The 13,904-nt window shown below is 63.9% G+C and carries 16 protein-coding genes; 8 read left to right on the forward strand and 8 right to left on the reverse strand.

Annotation, left to right across the window (positions count from 1 at the left end; all coding sequences use genetic code 11):
• Window positions 1-110: 110 nt before the first annotated feature.
• Window positions 111-338, forward strand: coding sequence for a YheU family protein (locus AC3WL2_RS10125; RefSeq protein ID WP_023630058.1), 228 nt, complete (start codon window positions 111-113; stop codon window positions 336-338).
• A 7-nt stretch (window positions 339-345) separates the two neighbouring features.
• Here AC3WL2_RS10125 and AC3WL2_RS10130 read toward each other — a convergent pair whose 3' ends face one another.
• Window positions 346-531, reverse strand: coding sequence for a carbon storage regulator (locus AC3WL2_RS10130; protein ID WP_102684290.1), 186 nt, complete (start codon window positions 529-531; stop codon window positions 346-348).
• A 127-nt stretch (window positions 532-658) separates the two neighbouring features.
• On the reverse strand, window positions 659-1,471 hold the full coding sequence (locus tag AC3WL2_RS10135; RefSeq protein ID WP_102684289.1) for an SDR family oxidoreductase: 813 nt from the start codon (window positions 1,469-1,471) through the stop codon (window positions 659-661).
• 225 nt (window positions 1,472-1,696) lie between these two features.
• On the opposite strand from AC3WL2_RS10135, the gene AC3WL2_RS10140 reads away from it, so the two are divergent.
• Window positions 1,697-1,849 carry a DUF3309 family protein gene (locus AC3WL2_RS10140; RefSeq protein ID WP_046854586.1) on the forward strand — a complete coding sequence of 51 codons (153 nt, stop codon included), beginning with the start codon at window positions 1,697-1,699 and terminating at the stop codon, window positions 1,847-1,849.
• A gap of 76 nt (window positions 1,850-1,925) precedes the next feature.
• Here AC3WL2_RS10140 and AC3WL2_RS10145 read toward each other — a convergent pair whose 3' ends face one another.
• The 3 genes from AC3WL2_RS10145 to AC3WL2_RS10155 form a co-directional block, all read right to left on the reverse strand.
• Complete coding sequence (locus AC3WL2_RS10145) at window positions 1,926-3,590, reverse strand: cation acetate symporter (protein ID WP_102684288.1); 1,665 nt, start codon at window positions 3,588-3,590, stop codon at window positions 1,926-1,928.
• Window positions 3,587-3,898, reverse strand: a complete 312-nt coding sequence (locus tag AC3WL2_RS10150) for a DUF485 domain-containing protein (RefSeq protein WP_102684287.1) — start codon at window positions 3,896-3,898, stop codon at window positions 3,587-3,589. The genes AC3WL2_RS10145 and AC3WL2_RS10150 overlap by 4 nt, the downstream gene beginning before the upstream one ends.
• Window positions 3,899-4,105: 207 nt before the next feature.
• Window positions 4,106-4,966, reverse strand: coding sequence for a glycine betaine ABC transporter substrate-binding protein (locus AC3WL2_RS10155; RefSeq protein WP_102684286.1), 861 nt, complete (start codon window positions 4,964-4,966; stop codon window positions 4,106-4,108).
• Between the two features lie 234 nt (window positions 4,967-5,200).
• Between AC3WL2_RS10155 and AC3WL2_RS10160 the strand changes: the two genes are divergently transcribed.
• Window positions 5,201-6,736, forward strand: a complete 1,536-nt coding sequence (locus AC3WL2_RS10160) for a glycoside hydrolase family 17 protein (RefSeq protein ID WP_371918134.1) — start codon at window positions 5,201-5,203, stop codon at window positions 6,734-6,736.
• Between the two features lie 149 nt (window positions 6,737-6,885).
• Here AC3WL2_RS10160 and AC3WL2_RS10165 read toward each other — a convergent pair whose 3' ends face one another.
• The gene (locus AC3WL2_RS10165) at window positions 6,886-7,239 is read right to left on the reverse strand and encodes a hypothetical protein (protein ID WP_102685450.1); all 354 of its coding nucleotides are present in this window, start codon (window positions 7,237-7,239) and stop codon (window positions 6,886-6,888) included.
• Window positions 7,240-7,456: 217 nt separating this feature from the next.
• Here AC3WL2_RS10165 and AC3WL2_RS10170 point away from each other — a divergent pair, with 217 nt between their 5' ends.
• Both AC3WL2_RS10170 and AC3WL2_RS10175 read left to right on the forward strand, forming a co-directional pair.
• Complete coding sequence (locus AC3WL2_RS10170; protein WP_102685449.1) at window positions 7,457-8,755, forward strand: serine/threonine protein kinase; 1,299 nt, start codon at window positions 7,457-7,459, stop codon at window positions 8,753-8,755.
• Complete coding sequence (locus tag AC3WL2_RS10175) at window positions 8,748-9,563, forward strand: MlaA family lipoprotein (protein ID WP_102685448.1); 816 nt, start codon at window positions 8,748-8,750, stop codon at window positions 9,561-9,563. The genes AC3WL2_RS10170 and AC3WL2_RS10175 overlap by 8 nt, the downstream gene beginning before the upstream one ends.
• Before the next feature lie 118 nt (window positions 9,564-9,681).
• Here the strand turns inward: AC3WL2_RS10175 and AC3WL2_RS10180 are convergent, their stop codons facing one another.
• Both AC3WL2_RS10180 and AC3WL2_RS10185 read right to left on the reverse strand, forming a co-directional pair.
• Complete coding sequence (locus AC3WL2_RS10180; protein WP_102685447.1) at window positions 9,682-10,824, reverse strand: patatin-like phospholipase family protein; 1,143 nt, start codon at window positions 10,822-10,824, stop codon at window positions 9,682-9,684.
• A gap of 60 nt (window positions 10,825-10,884) precedes the next feature.
• Window positions 10,885-11,820 carry a lipid A biosynthesis lauroyl acyltransferase gene (locus tag AC3WL2_RS10185; RefSeq protein ID WP_102685446.1) on the reverse strand — a complete coding sequence of 312 codons (936 nt, stop codon included), beginning with the start codon at window positions 11,818-11,820 and terminating at the stop codon, window positions 10,885-10,887.
• Window positions 11,821-11,920: 100 nt separating this feature from the next.
• On the opposite strand from AC3WL2_RS10185, the gene minC reads away from it, so the two are divergent.
• The 3 genes from minC to minE all read left to right on the forward strand — a co-directional run bounded on the left by minC (window position 11,921) and on the right by minE (window position 13,850).
• Entirely contained in the window at window positions 11,921-12,682 is a 762-nt protein-coding gene (gene minC / locus AC3WL2_RS10190; RefSeq protein WP_102685445.1) for a septum site-determining protein MinC, read from the forward strand.
• A gap of 97 nt (window positions 12,683-12,779) precedes the next feature.
• Entirely contained in the window at window positions 12,780-13,592 is an 813-nt protein-coding gene (gene minD, locus AC3WL2_RS10195; protein ID WP_023631119.1) for a septum site-determining protein MinD, read from the forward strand.
• 3 nt (window positions 13,593-13,595) lie between these two features.
• Window positions 13,596-13,850 carry a cell division topological specificity factor MinE gene (gene minE / locus AC3WL2_RS10200; RefSeq protein ID WP_023631120.1) on the forward strand — a complete coding sequence of 85 codons (255 nt, stop codon included), beginning with the start codon at window positions 13,596-13,598 and terminating at the stop codon, window positions 13,848-13,850.
• Window positions 13,851-13,904: the final 54 nt, after the last annotated feature.

Raw genomic sequence — 13,904 nt, forward strand, 5'->3', positions numbered from 1 at the left:
GCAGGAGCGGCTCTGCGCCGCTCCTGCACAGGCTTCCTACGCCAATCGACTGCGCATGACAGAGGATTTCACGTAGCATGCGCACATCCCCATCACCACTGCCCAAACCCATGCTGATCCCCCACGACCAACTCGAAAGCGAAACCCTCACCCGCCTGATCGAGGACTTCGTCACCCGCGACGGCACCGACAATGGCGACGACACGCCGCTGGAAACCCGAGTGCTGCGGGTACGCCAGGCGCTGGCCAAGGGGCAGGCGTTCATCCTGTTCGACCTGGAAAGCCAGCAATGCCAGTTGCTGGCCCGGCATGAAGTACCACGGGAACTGCTGGAGTAACGGCTCATCAGGCTCGCTGCTTCTCCAGTTCCAGGGCCTTGATACGTTTGTAGACTTCTACCCGGTGCACCTCCACCTCTCGAGGTGCGCAGATGCCGAAGCGCACCTGGCCGTTCTCCACCGACATCACCTGAATCCTGATGCCCCCGTCAATGACGATGACCTCGCCCACTTCGCGTCCGATAACCAGCATCTCCGTTGCCTCTCGCTCAAGGGAAAATCGGAGACTGCCTCGCCAGCTTTCGCCTACTCAATCCTTCGCCGCAGAAATAGACATTTCCTACTTGTGAAGGTAAAGAAAGCCTACAGAAATTCTCTGATTAGTTAGCTTTACGTGACTTTGCCCGCATCTTGACCGCCATGTCCGCCATTTCGTCGTATAGCCGCTCGGGTGCCTGGCACTTGAGTTTCCAGGCCTGACGCCCGGCTTCATGGGGAAGGATCAGGAACTCGTCGGCAGCCACCCGCTCATGAATATACTCGGCGATGTCGGCCGCATTGATCGGCGAGCCTTCCAGCAACTTGCCCACTTGCGCCTTCATCGCCGGGTCCGGCCCACGGAACGAGTCGAGCAGGTTGGTCAGGAAGAACGACGGGCACACCACATGCACCGCCACCTCCACCTGGCGCAGCTCCACCAGCAGGCTTTCGGACAGCGCCAGCACGCCGGCCTTGGCCACGTTGTAGTTGCTCATGCCCGGCCCCTGCATCAACGCCGCCATCGAGGCGATGTTGATGATCCGCCCGCGGCTGCGTTCGAGCTGTGGCAGGAACGCCTTGCAGCCCTTGACCACGCCCATCAGGTTGACCGCGATCTGCCAGTCCCAGTCTTCCAGGGACAATTCGGCGAAGAAGCCGCCCGAAGCCACCCCGGCGTTGTTGACGATCACATCGATGCCGCCGAACTTTTCCTCGCAGGCCTGGGCCAGGGCTGTGAGCTGGCTGTAGTCGCGCACATCGCAGCGCTGGGTGAAGCCGTCGCCTCCGGCCTGGCGCACCAAAGCCAAGGTTTCGCGCAGGCCCGCCTCATTGACGTCTGCCAGGGCCAGCTGCCAGCCCTCGCGGGCCCAGCGCAGGGCAATCTCGCGGCCAAGGCCGGAGCCGGCGCCAGTGATCATCATTCGGTTGAGCATGGTGGAGCGCCTTGAACAGTGGGAATGGGCTGGAGTCTAGCCAGAACTCGCTGGAGGGCGGTGCGGCATCAGGCTGCTGAATAGGTGGACATCGCGCTGTCATGGCACGGGTAGCGAAGATGAGCATTACGCCACGGCGATTGAATTTTTGTGCGAAGCCACTGGTCGGAAACAGTAAGCGGCCAGCAGACCGCCCCAGCCCTTCCATTACGCAAGGACTCCACCATGACCACGATCCTCATCATCATCCTGATCCTGCTGCTGATCGGTGGCTTACCGGTCTTCCCGCATTCGCGCAGTTGGGGCTACGGTCCTTCCGGCATCATCGGCGTGGTGCTGGTGGTGTTGTTGATCCTGTTGTTACTCGGGCGGATATGACTTCAGCCTGCAACAGACACCTGGAAACGAAGACGCCCCCGCCGGGGGCGTCTTCGTTCAGAGTGCTATCTACTCATCAGTGGGAAACCGCCCCGCTGGCGCCCAGCCCCGTCTGCGAGCGGACGAACTGCGGGAAGAACAGCGCACGTTCATTCTCGGCGGCCTTGGACTTGTCGGTGACCGAGAAGAACCAGATGCCGGCGAAGGCGATGATCATCGAGAACAGTGCCGGGTACTCGTATGGGTAGATGGCTTTCTCATGACCGAGGATCTGCACCCAGATGGTCGGGCCGAGGATCATCAGGCCCACCGCACTGACCAGGCCCATCCAGCCACCGATCATGGCGCCGCGGGTGGTCAGTTTCTTCCAGTACATCGAAAGCAGCAGCACCGGGAAGTTGCAACTGGCGGCGATGGAGAAGGCCAGGCCAACCATGAAGGCGATGTTCTGCTTCTCGAACAGGATCCCCAGGCCGATCGCCAGCACGCCCAGGGCGATGGTGGTGATCTTCGACACGCGGATCTCGTCCTTGTCGTTGGCCTTGCCCTTGCGCCAGACGCTGGCGTACAGGTCATGGGACACCGCCGAGGCACCGGCCAGGGTCAGGCCCGCGACCACTGCGAGGATGGTGGCGAAGGCCACTGCCGAGATGAAGCCGAGGAACACGCTGCCACCCACCGCGTCGGCCAGGTGTACTGCCGCCATGTTGTTGCCGCCGATCAGGGCGCCAGCGGCATCCTTGAAGTCGGGGTTGGTACTGACCAGCAGGATCGCGCCGAAGCCGATGATGAAGGTAAGGATGTAGAAGTAACCGATGAAACCGGTGGCGTAGAGCACCGACTTGCGGGCTTCCTTGGCGTCGCTGACGGTGAAGAAGCGCATCAGGATGTGCGGCAGGCCGGCGGTGCCGAACATCAGCGCCAGGCCCAGCGAGAAGGCCGAGATCGGGTCCTTGACCAGGCCGCCCGGGCTCATGATCGCCTCGCCCTTGGCGTGCACCTTGATCGCCTCGGAGAACAGGGTGTTGAAGTCGAAGCCGACATGCTTCATCACCATCAGTGCCATGAAGCTGGCACCGGACAGCAGCAGCACCGCCTTGATGATCTGTACCCAGGTGGTGGCGAGCATGCCGCCGAACAGTACGTACAGGCACATCAGGATGCCGACAAGGATCACCGCCACATGGTAGTCCAGGCCGAACAGCAGCTCGATGAGTTTGCCGGCCCCGACCATCTGCGCGATCAGGTAGAACGCCACCACCACCAGCGAACCGGAAGCCGACAGGGTGCGGATTTCCTTCTGCCCGAGGCGATACGAGGCCACGTCGGCGAAAGTGTACTTGCCCAGGTTGCGCAGGCGTTCGGCAATCAGGAAGAGAATGATCGGCCAGCCAACCAGGAAACCGATGGAGTAGATCAGGCCATCGTAGCCGGAGGTGAACACCAGCGCGGAAATTCCCAGGAACGAGGCTGCCGACATGTAGTCACCGGCGATCGCCAGGCCGTTCTGGAAACCGGTGATCTTGCCGCCGGCGGCATAGTAGTCGGCCGCCGACTTGTTGCGCTTGGAGGCCCAGTAGGTGATACCCAGGGTGAAGGCGACAAAGGCCACGAACATGGCGATGGCAGCAACGTTCAGCGGTTGTTTCTGCACCTCGCCGGTCAGGGCATCGGCGGCCCACACGGCGGGTGCGAAGGCACCGCAGGCCAGGACGGCCAGGGTTTTGGCGTGTCGGATCATTGCTTGGCCTCCTCGAGGATCGCCTTGTTCAACTCGTCGAATTCGCCGTTGGCGCGGCGCACATAGAGCGCGGTGAGCACGAATGCCGAGAGAATCAGGCCGACCCCCAGGGGGATGCCCCAGGTGATCGACGAGCCGGCGCTGAGCTTGGCGCCGAGCAGGTGCGGGCCATAGGCGATGAGGAGGATGAAGGCGCAATAGAGGCCGAGCATGATCGCCGAGAGGATCCAGGCGAAACGCTCGCGCTTGGTGACCAGTTCCTTGAAGCGCGGACTGTTCTGTATCGATTGGTAAATGCTGTCGTTCATTGTTTTTGTCCTAGCAGCACAGATTAGGGAGAACCCGACTCCACTTTATGCTGCCGCTGGACGCCAACCAGACGACCTTAGTCTTAGATGCAACGGTGTTTTGCAAAATTTGCAACAACCGCAAACGCATCGCGGGGCAAGCCCGCTCCCATTGTTCGTGGGAGCGGCGGTTCGCCGATGCGACTTGCCCCGCGATTCGACCAGCGCTTACTTGCCGGTCCACTCCTTGACCCGCTCCGGATGATCGGCCACCCAGTCCTTGGCCGCAGCCTCCGGCTTGGCGCCTTCCTGGATCGCCAGCATCACCTCGCCGATCTCATCCTTGGACTGCCACTGGAACTTCTTGAGGAACTCGGCCACTTCCGGGGCCTTGCTCGCCAGTTCCTTGCTGCCGATGCTGTTGACGGTCTCGGCAGCGCCATACACGCCTTTCGGATCCTCGAGGAACTTCAGCTTCCATTTGGCGAACATCCAGTGCGGCACCCAGCCGGTCACGGCGATCGACTGTTGCTTGGCGTAGGAGCGGCCCAGTTCCGCGGTCATCGCCGCGCCGGAGCTGGCGGTCAGCTTGTAGCCGGTCAAGCCGTAGTCCTTGATGGCCTGATCGGTCTTGAGCATGACCCCCGAGCCGGCATCGATACCGACGATCTTCTGCTTGAAGCTCTGATCGGTCTTGAGATCTTCGATACTGTTGGCCTTGACGTATTCAGGGACGATCAGGCCGATCTTGGCGTCCTTGAAGTTGGGGCCGTAGTCGACCACGTTGTCCTTGTTCTTGGTCCAGTACTCGCCATGGGTCACCGGCAGCCAGGCCGAGAGCATGGCGTCGAGCTTGCCGGTGGCCACGCCCTGCCACATGATGCCGGTGGCCACGGCCTGCAGCTTCACGTCATAGCCGAGTTTCTGCCTGATCACTTCGGCGGCCACGTTGGTGGTGGCGACGCTGTCGGACCAGCCATCCACGTAACCGATGCTGACTTCCTTGGCCATCGCCTGCGCAGTACTCATGGCCAAAACCAGGGCGGTGCCCACGCCCAGGAAACGTCGCATTCTTGTAATAGTCGCCATCAAAGCATCCCTCGTCAGGTCTTGGAGATTGCATCATCGACTTGCCTCGCCCTGCGACCTGCTCTGTCAGCGACCTTCAGCGAGCGATCAGCGACAGCACTGTGCCATTAGCGCCATGCGAGCATGGCGGTCTGCGCGATCCTTGCATGCCAAACGCTTGGCGCCGGGCTACTATCACTGGCCTTTGGGGCTGCTGTGCGGCCCCAGTTCCCGAATACGACGATGGACCGCCCGATGTTGCGCACGATCTACCTGCTCGCCAGCCTGCTCGCCTTCCTATGTCTGACAGCCCTCTGGTATGGGCTGGGCAAGCCGGTGCACCTGCCCGACGCCGCCAGCCCTGCGCACAAGCTGCAGTGCGCCTCGTACACCCCGTTCGACAAGGACCAGTCTCCCTTCGACCAGCCGTTCCGGCTGCGCCCGGCGCGCATGGACGCCGACCTGGCGTTGCTCAGCGAGCGTTTCCAGTGCATCCGCACCTATTCGATGACGGGTCTCGAGGCGATCCCGGCGCTGGCGCGCAAGCACGGGCTGAAGGTGATGCTCGGCGCCTGGGTCAACGCCAACCCTGTGGACACCGACAAGGAAGTCGAGCTGCTGATCGCCGCGGCCAACGCCAACCCCGACGTGGTCAGCGCGGTGATCGTCGGCAACGAGGCGCTGCTGCGCAAGGAAGTCACGGGCGAGCGCCTGGCCGGCCTGATCGACAAGGTCAAGCGCCAGGTCAGTGTGCCTGTGACCTACGCCGATGTCTGGGAGTTCTGGCTGCAGCATCCGCAGATTGCACCGGCGGTGGATTTCCTGACCATCCACCTGCTGCCCTACTGGGAAGACGACCCTCGCGGCATCGATGCGGCGCTGGCCCATGTCGCCGAGGTGCGCCAGGTGTTCGGCAACCGCTTTGCGCCCAAGGACATCCTGATCGGCGAGACCGGCTGGCCCAGCGAGGGCCGCCAGCGCGAAACCGCCGAGCCGAGCCGGGTCAACGAAGCACGCTTTATCCGCGGCTTCGTTGCCCTGGCTGAAGCCAACGGTTGGCGCTACAACCTGATCGAAGCCTTCGACCAGCCGTGGAAGCGCGCCAGCGAAGGCGCCGTGGGCGGCTACTGGGGACTGTACGACGCCGACCGTCAGGACAAGGGCGTGCTCGAAGGTCCGGTGAGCAACCTGGCACTCTGGCCACAATGGTTGCTGGCCAGCGTGATCCTGATGCTGGCGGCCCTGGCCCTGGCCGGGCGCCCGGCCGACCAGCGCGCCGCTCTGCTGTTGCCGTTGCTCGCGGCCCTGGGCGCTGGCTGCCTGGGGCTGTGGGGTGAGCTGATGCGCACCAATGCCCGCTTTGCCGGCGAATGGCTGTGGACGTTTGCCCTGGTCGGCCTGAACCTGCTGGTGCTGGCCCACGGCGCGCTGGCGCTGGCCCGCCGTGACGGCTGGCGTCAGCGGCTGTTCGCCTGGTTCGAGAAGCACGCGGGCACAGGGTTGCTGGCGGCAGGGTTCGCGGCAGCGGTGAGCATGCTGGCGATGGTGTTCGATCCGCGCTATCGCAGTTTCCCCAGCGCGGCATTGCTGCTGCCGGCGGTGGTCTATCTGTTACGGCCAGTACCGGCGCGGCGGGCGGAGGTGGCGCTGCTGGCCTTCATCGTGGGTGCCGGGGTGGCGCCGCAGTTGTTCCGCGAAGGGCTGCAGAACCCGCAGGCGTGGGGCTGGGCGGTGGTCAGCGTATTGATGGTCGGGGCGTTGTGGCGCAGCCTGAGGTTGCGCCCGGCGTGAAACCGAGCGCGAGGACTTCGTCCTCGATTCGCCGGCAAGCCGACTCCCACAGAAAAGCGCGTCAGACCTTGTGGGCCTGGGGCTGTGGGGTGAGCTGATGCGCACCAATGCCCGCTTTGCCGGCGATGGGCCGCCCAACGGCTGCGCATTTACCGTACCAGCCGCAACCCCGCCAGGACCAACGCAAACACCGCGATGCTCGCGGTATACAGCACCAGCGCCGGAACCCCGAGCGCCAACGCCAGCACCGCCAGCCACCAGCCGCCCCGCCCCGGCAACAACTGACAGACCAGCGCCAGGCCCAATGCCCCCCAGGCCATGACCTGGAAATGAATTCCCAGCCCGAGCAACGATCGCGCCTGGCATTGCCAGATGTCCCCTGGCGCACTGCACAACCCGACCCAACGGGCATCCTCCATCAACCCATAACGCACGCCATAGCTGGCCGCCAGCCACAGGAGCAGGCCCACCAGCAGGACAAAGAGTGGCCAGGTACGAGACATCCGGTTCTCCAACAGCGGTAATGGAAACGCTGCATGATCCCTCACAGGGGCGCTGAAAGGCAAAATCATGGCCCCGCAGCTATGTTGCACAAGACAAACGTTGGCTGGCGCGGCAACATCTGGTGCGACGAACGACAGGGCGACGGGCAACTTTGTCCAGCCTGTCGTGGTCCTAGCCTGCGTAATGCACGACCTTGCGTTTTCCCTGGGGGACTTCATGCTTCGATCTTTGCGTCTCGCCGCCCTGCTAGGTGGCCTGCTCATGGCGGCGGCCGCCTCGGCGCGGGATATTGATGCCGCGAGCTACGGTTACCCGTTGACCAACCCGTTCGAGGCGACCATCGCCACCACGCCGCCGGAACAGCGCCCGACGCTGCCCAGCGACGATGACATCGACCAGGCCGATTACAGCCTCACTCTGCGCCCGGAACGCGAGTTCACCCTGCCCGATAATTTCTGGTCGGTGAAGAAACTGCGTTACCGCCTGGCCAAGCAAGACCACGAAGCGCCGCTGATCTTCCTGATCGCCGGCACCGGCGCGCCCTACTCCAGCAGCATCAACGAGTACCTGAAGAAGCTGTTCTACCAAGCCGGCTACCATGTGGTGCAGCTGTCCTCGCCCACCAGCTGGGACTTCATGAGCGCCGCCTCGCGCTTCGCCACCCCCGGGGTGTCGAGCGAGGACGCCAAGGACTTGTACCGGGTCATGCAGGCGGTACGCGCCCAACAGGCACGCCTGCCGGTGAGCGAGTATTACCTGACAGGCTACAGCCTGGGTGCGCTGGACGCGGCGTTCGTCAGCAAGCTCGACGAAACCCGCCAGAGCTTCAAGTTCAAGCGTGTGCTGCTGCTCAACCCGCCAGTCAACCTGTACACCTCGATCACCAACCTGGACAAGCTGGTACAGACCCGGGTCAAGGGCATCGACCGCAGCACCACCTTCTATGAACTGATGCTGGAAAAGCTCACCCGCTACTTCCAGGACAAGGGCTACATCGACCTCAACGATGCGTTGCTCTACGACTTCCAGAAGTCGCGCCAGCACCTGTCCAACGAGCAGATGGCCATGCTCATCGGCACCTCGTTCCGCTTCTCGGCCGCCGACATCGCCTTCACCTCCGACCTGATCAACCGTCGTGGGCTGATCATTCCGCCGAAGTTTCCGATCACCGAGGGCAGCAGCCTGGAGCCCTTCTTCAAACGCGCCCTGCAATGCGACTTCGACTGCTACCTGACCGAGCAGGTGATCCCCATGTGGCGCGCGCGCACCGACGGCAACAGCCTGCTGCAACTGGTCGACCAGGTGAGCCTGTACGCGCTGGAGGACTATCTGCGCGACAACCCGAAGATCGCCGTGATGCACAACGCCGACGACGTGATCCTCGGCCCCGGCGACATCGGCTTCCTGCGCCGGGTGTTCGGCGAACGCCTGACGCTCTACCCCCATGGCGGCCATTGCGGCAACCTCAACTACCGCGTCAACAGCGACGCCATGCTGGAGTTCTTCCGTGGTTAACAGACTGCTGCTCGTCACCGCCCTGCTCGCCAGCGGCTGCGCCCTGGCCGAGGAAGTCGCGCCGCGTGCCAGCGTGGTGGAGGCCGACAAGACCGAAACCCTCACCGTGGAGGCCGACGGCTTCGTCGATCCACTGCGCGAGCTCAAGTTCAACCCCGGCCTGGACCAGCGCGAGTTCGAACGCTCGACCCTGGCCGCGCTGAACATCTACGACCCTCTGGAGTCGCTGAACCGGCGCATCTACCACTTCAACTACCGCTTCGACCAGTGGGTGTTCCTGCCGGTGGTCGACGGCTACCGCTACGTCACGCCCGGCCTCGTGCGCACCGGGGTGAGCAACTTCTTCAACAACCTGGGCGACGTGCCCAATCTGTTCAACAGCGTGCTGCAGCTCAAGCCCAAGCGTTCAGCGGAAATCACCGCGCGGCTGATGTTCAACACCATCATCGGTGTCGGTGGCCTATGGGACCCGGCGACCAAGATGGGCCTGCCTCGGCAGAGCGAGGACTTCGGCCAGACACTGGGCTTCTACGGGGTGCCGGACGGGCCATACCTGATGCTGCCGATCCTCGGGCCGTCGAACCTGCGCGACACCACCGGGCTGGTGGTGGACTATGTGGGGGAGAAGGAAATCAACTACCTGAACGTGCCCGACACCGCCAGCGACCACCCGGAACTCACCGTGCTGCGGGCAGTGGACAAGCGCTACACCACCAACTTCCGTTACGGGCAGACCAACTCGCCGTTCGAGTACGAGAAGCTGCGATACGTGTATACCCAGGCGCGCAAGTTGCAGATCGCCGAGTGAACAGGGGCCGCTGCGCGGCCCTTTCGCCGCGGTTCGTCGCCACGACAAGCCGGCTCCCACAGAGACAATGCATCCCTTGAGGCCAATGCAGTAGCTGTGAGCGCCGGTACAGGAAACCTCAAATCCCCAGGAACTGGCACAGCTCCCGCTTCTTGGCCAAGGCGTCATTGCGCCCCAACTCGATCAGCTCGCTGCAATAGCTCGCCTCGAACAGCAGGTAGCTCAGCACCCCTGCCCCACTGGTCTTGGTCGCCCCAGGGCCGCGCAGGAACAGCCTCAGCGCCGCCGGCAGCTCGCGGCGATGACGGGCAGCAATCTCGTCCAGCGGCTGGCTGGGCGCCACCACCAGTACCTCGATCGGCGCCAGCCCCAGGCGCCGGGCGTCCAGGTGCGCCGGCAGCAGGTGGCTGAGGTGATTGAGCCGCTGCAGCAACTCGATATCGTCCTCGAGGCTGTCGATGAAGGTGCTGTTGAGCATATGTCCGCCGATCTGCGCCAGGCTCGGTTGCTGGCCGCTGAACACGCGCTGGGTCGGCAAGGGCGGCGAGGGTCGCTGGGGGTTGCCGCTGACCCCGACCACCAGCACGCGACTGGCCCCCAGGTGCAGCGCCGGGCTGATCGGCGCCGGCTGGCGCACCGCGCCGTCACCGAAGTACTCCTCGCCCAGGCGCACCGGCGCGAACAGCAAAGGAATCGCCGAGCTGGCCAGCAGGTGGTCGATGGTCAGCGGCGTGGGCATGCCGATGCGGCGGTGGCGCAACCAGGGTTCGATGGTGTCGCGGCCCTGGTAGAAGGTCACCGCCTGGCCGGACTCGTAGCCGAACGCGGTCACGGCGATGGCGCGCAACTGATTGGCCGCCAGTGAGTGAGCGATGCCGTCCAGGTCCAGATGCTCGTGCAACAGGCGGCGCAATGGGCGGCTGTCGAGCAGTGCCACCGGCACCTGGCCGCCGAGCCCCAGCAGGCTGTGGCCAACGAAGCGGCTGGCCTGGCGGATCACGCCTGGCCAGTCGCTGCGCAGCACCAGGTGGCTGCGAAAGTTCTGCCAGAATGCCGTCAGTTGCTCCACCGACTCGGCGAAGCGGGTGGCGCCGCTGGCCAGCTTGACCGCGTTGATCGCGCCGGCCGAGGTGCCGACGATCACCGGAAAAGGATTGGCGGCGCCCGGTGGCAGCAGTTCGGCAATGCCGGCCAGCACGCCGACCTGGTAGGCGGCGCGGGCACCGCCGCCGGAGAGGATCAGGCCGGTGGTTGAGGTCATGCATCCTTCCTGGAGTCAGTGGTTGCCAGTACCGGCCCTGTCGCGGGGCAAGCCCGCTCCCTAACGCTTTTTCTTGTCGTACAGCCGTGGTTCGCCTTCAGGCCGCGATTTGAAGCGCCGATGCGCCCACAGGTACTGCTCCGGGCACTCGCGCAGCACACCCTCGACCCACTGGTTGATGCGCAGGCAGTCGGCCTCCTCGGTTTCGCCGGGGAAGTCCGCGAGCGGCGGATGCACCACCAGGCGATAGCCGCTGCCATCTTCCAGGCGCTTCTGGGTGAACGGAATCACCCGCGCCTTGCCCAGCCGGGCGAACTTGGTGGTGGCAGTGACGGTGGCCGCGGGAATACCGAACAGCGGCACGAAGATGCTTTGCTTGATGCCGTAGTCCTGATCCGGCGCGTACCAGATCGCCCGCCCCTTGCGCAGCAGCTTGAGCATGCCGCGCACGTCGTCGCGCTCCACCGCCAGCGAGTCGGCGTTGTGACGCTCGCGGCCGCGGCGCTGGATGAAGTCGAACACCGGGTTGCCATGTTCGCGGTACATGCCGTCGATGGTATGCACCTGGCCCAGCAAGGCAGCGCCGATCTCCAGGGTGGTGAAGTGCACGGCCATGAGAATGGCCCCCTCTCCTTCACGCTGGGCGGCCTGCAGGTGCTCGATGCCCTCGATGTGGGCCAGGCGCGCCAGTCGGGCCTTTGGCCACCACCAGCTCATGGCCATCTCGAAGAAGGCGATGCCGGTGGAGGCAAAGTTTTCCTTGAGCAGGCGCTGCCGTTCGTCGCCGGACAGCGCCGGGAAGCACAGCTCCAGGTTGCGCGCGGCGATACGCCGGCGCTCACCCGCCAGCCGGTACATCACCGCGCCCAGGGCGCGCCCCAGCCCCAGCAAAGCCCGGTACGGCAGCTGGGCGACCAGCCACAGCAGGCCCAGGCCCAGCCACAGCCCCCAGAATCGCGGGTGAAGGAAAGAGGATCGAAAACGCGGGCGTTCCATTGAAGCTTCCGGCAAGACATGAGCCCGGCATTCTACATCGGTTGCGGGCAAACGGTCTTATCGCTATAAGTCAGGGCACTTTTTTCGCAACAAGCCGTCTATGCAGACCATGAGCCCCAACCCGACACCCGATAACGCCCCCGTGTTCCAGCTCAAGGGCAGCATGCTTGCCATCACCGTGCTGGAACTGGCGCGCAACGACCTCGAATCCCTCGACCGCCAGCTGGCGGCGAAGGTCGCGCAGGCGCCGAATTTCTTCAGCAACACACCGTTGGTGCTGGCCCTGGACAAGCTGCCCCATGACGAAGGCGCCATTGACCTGCCCGGATTGATGCGCGTGTGCCGTCACCATGGCCTGCGCACCCTGGCGATCCGCGCCAGCCGCATCGAGGACATCGCCGCCGCGATCGCCATCGACCTGCCGGTGCTGCCGCCGTCCGGCGCCCGCGAACGGCCGCTCGAGCCGGAGCCCGAGGTGAAGAAGCCCGAGCCCGCGCCAGCGCCGCCAGCTGCGCCGGCCGAACCCGAAGTTCGCCCGACGCGGATCATCACCTCGACGGTGCGCGGCGGCCAGCAGATCTACGCCCAGGGCGGCGACCTGGTGGTGACCGGCTCGGTCAGCCCCGGCGCGGAACTTCTCGCCGATGGCAACATCCATGTGTACGGCGCCATGCGCGGCCGTGCCCTGGCCGGCATCAAGGGCAATACCAAGGCGCGCATCTTCTGCCTGCAGATGACCGCAGAAATGGTCTCCATCGCGGGCCAGTACAAAGTGTGCGAAGACCTGCGCCGCGACCCGCTGTGGGGTTCGGGCGTACAAGTCAGCCTGTCCGGCGACGTGTTGAACATAACCCGTCTTTAACGGATACTTGCCGGCATTTTTAGCGCAACTTTTTTCCCGTTGCCGTTTTTTGTATTTGCAGGGACGTCTGTCCCGAATTATTTAGGGGTGAAACACCTTGGCCAAGATTCTCGTGGTTACTTCCGGCAAGGGGGGTGTGGGCAAGACCACCACCAGCGCCGCCATCGGTACCGGCCTCGCACTGCGCGGGCACAAGACGGTCATCGTCGACTTCGACGTCGGCCTGCGTAACCTCGACCTGATCATGGGCTGCGAACGCCGCGTGGTGTACGACTTCGTCAACGTGGTCAACGGCGAGGCCAACCTGCAGCAGGCCCTGATCAAGGACAAGCGCCTGGAAAACCTGTTCGTGCTGGCCGCCAGCCAGACCCGCGACAAGGACGCGCTGACCAAGGAAGGCGTCGAAAAGGTATTGATGGAGCTCAAGGACCAGTTCGACTTCGTGGTCTGCGACTCACCGGCCGGTATCGAGAAAGGTGCGCACCTGGCGATGTACTTCGCCGACGAAGCCATCGTCGTGACCAACCCGGAAGTCTCGTCGGTACGTGACTCCGACCGCATGATCGGCCTGCTGTCGAGCAAGTCGCGCCGTGCGGAACAGGGCGAAGACCCGATCAAGGAACACCTGCTGATCACCCGCTATCACCCCGAGCGCGTCGAAAAGGGCGAAATGCTTGGCGTCGAGGACGTCAAGGAAATCCTTTCGGTCGAACTGCTGGGTGTCATCCCCGAATCCCAAGCCGTGCTGAAGGCCTCCAACCAGGGTATCCCGGTCATCCTCGATGACCAGAGCGATGCCGGCCAGGCGTACAGCGACACCGTCGACCGCCTGCTGGGCAAGCCCAAGCCACTGCGGTTCATCGAAGTGCCGAAGCAAGGATTCTTCGCGCGCCTGTTTGGAGGCAAATAAACCATGAACCTTTTTGACTTCTTTCGTGGCAGACAGAAACAGAGCAGCGCGTCGGTAGCGAAAGAGCGTCTACAGATCATCGTGGCGCACGAGCGTGGCCAACGCAGCACCCCGGACTACCTGCCTGCCTTGCAGAAGGAGCTGGTCGAGGTGATCCGCAAGTACGTCAACATCGGCAACGACGACGTACAGATCGAACTGGAAAACCAGGGCAGCTGCTCGATTCTGGAACTGAACATCACCCTGCCTGATCGCTGATCGCGCAGCTGGGTGTAATCATTGGGGCTGCTTTGCAGCCCATCGCCGGGGGGG

Source organism: Pseudomonas sp. FW305-96 (assembly GCF_058783825.1).

Coding starts and splice junctions, on each gene's coding strand:
- AC3WL2_RS10125 (WP_023630058.1), top strand. CDS start 111: ATGCTGATCCCCCACGACCAACTCGAAAGCGAAACCCTCACCCGCCTG.
- AC3WL2_RS10130 (WP_102684290.1), bottom strand. CDS start 531: ATGCTGGTTATCGGACGCGAAGTGGGCGAGGTCATCGTCATTGACGGG.
- AC3WL2_RS10135 (WP_102684289.1), bottom strand. CDS start 1,471: ATGCTCAACCGAATGATGATCACTGGCGCCGGCTCCGGCCTTGGCCGC.
- AC3WL2_RS10140 (WP_046854586.1), top strand. CDS start 1,697: ATGACCACGATCCTCATCATCATCCTGATCCTGCTGCTGATCGGTGGC.
- AC3WL2_RS10145 (WP_102684288.1), bottom strand. CDS start 3,590: ATGATCCGACACGCCAAAACCCTGGCCGTCCTGGCCTGCGGTGCCTTC.
- AC3WL2_RS10150 (WP_102684287.1), bottom strand. CDS start 3,898: ATGAACGACAGCATTTACCAATCGATACAGAACAGTCCGCGCTTCAAG.
- AC3WL2_RS10155 (WP_102684286.1), bottom strand. CDS start 4,966: ATGGCGACTATTACAAGAATGCGACGTTTCCTGGGCGTGGGCACCGCC.
- AC3WL2_RS10160 (WP_371918134.1), top strand. CDS start 5,201: ATGTTGCGCACGATCTACCTGCTCGCCAGCCTGCTCGCCTTCCTATGT.
- AC3WL2_RS10165 (WP_102685450.1), bottom strand. CDS start 7,239: ATGTCTCGTACCTGGCCACTCTTTGTCCTGCTGGTGGGCCTGCTCCTG.
- AC3WL2_RS10170 (WP_102685449.1), top strand. CDS start 7,457: ATGCTTCGATCTTTGCGTCTCGCCGCCCTGCTAGGTGGCCTGCTCATG.
- AC3WL2_RS10180 (WP_102685447.1), bottom strand. CDS start 10,824: ATGACCTCAACCACCGGCCTGATCCTCTCCGGCGGCGGTGCCCGCGCC.
- AC3WL2_RS10185 (WP_102685446.1), bottom strand. CDS start 11,820: ATGGAACGCCCGCGTTTTCGATCCTCTTTCCTTCACCCGCGATTCTGG.
- minC (WP_102685445.1), top strand. CDS start 11,921: ATGCAGACCATGAGCCCCAACCCGACACCCGATAACGCCCCCGTGTTC.
- minE (WP_023631120.1), top strand. CDS start 13,596: ATGAACCTTTTTGACTTCTTTCGTGGCAGACAGAAACAGAGCAGCGCG.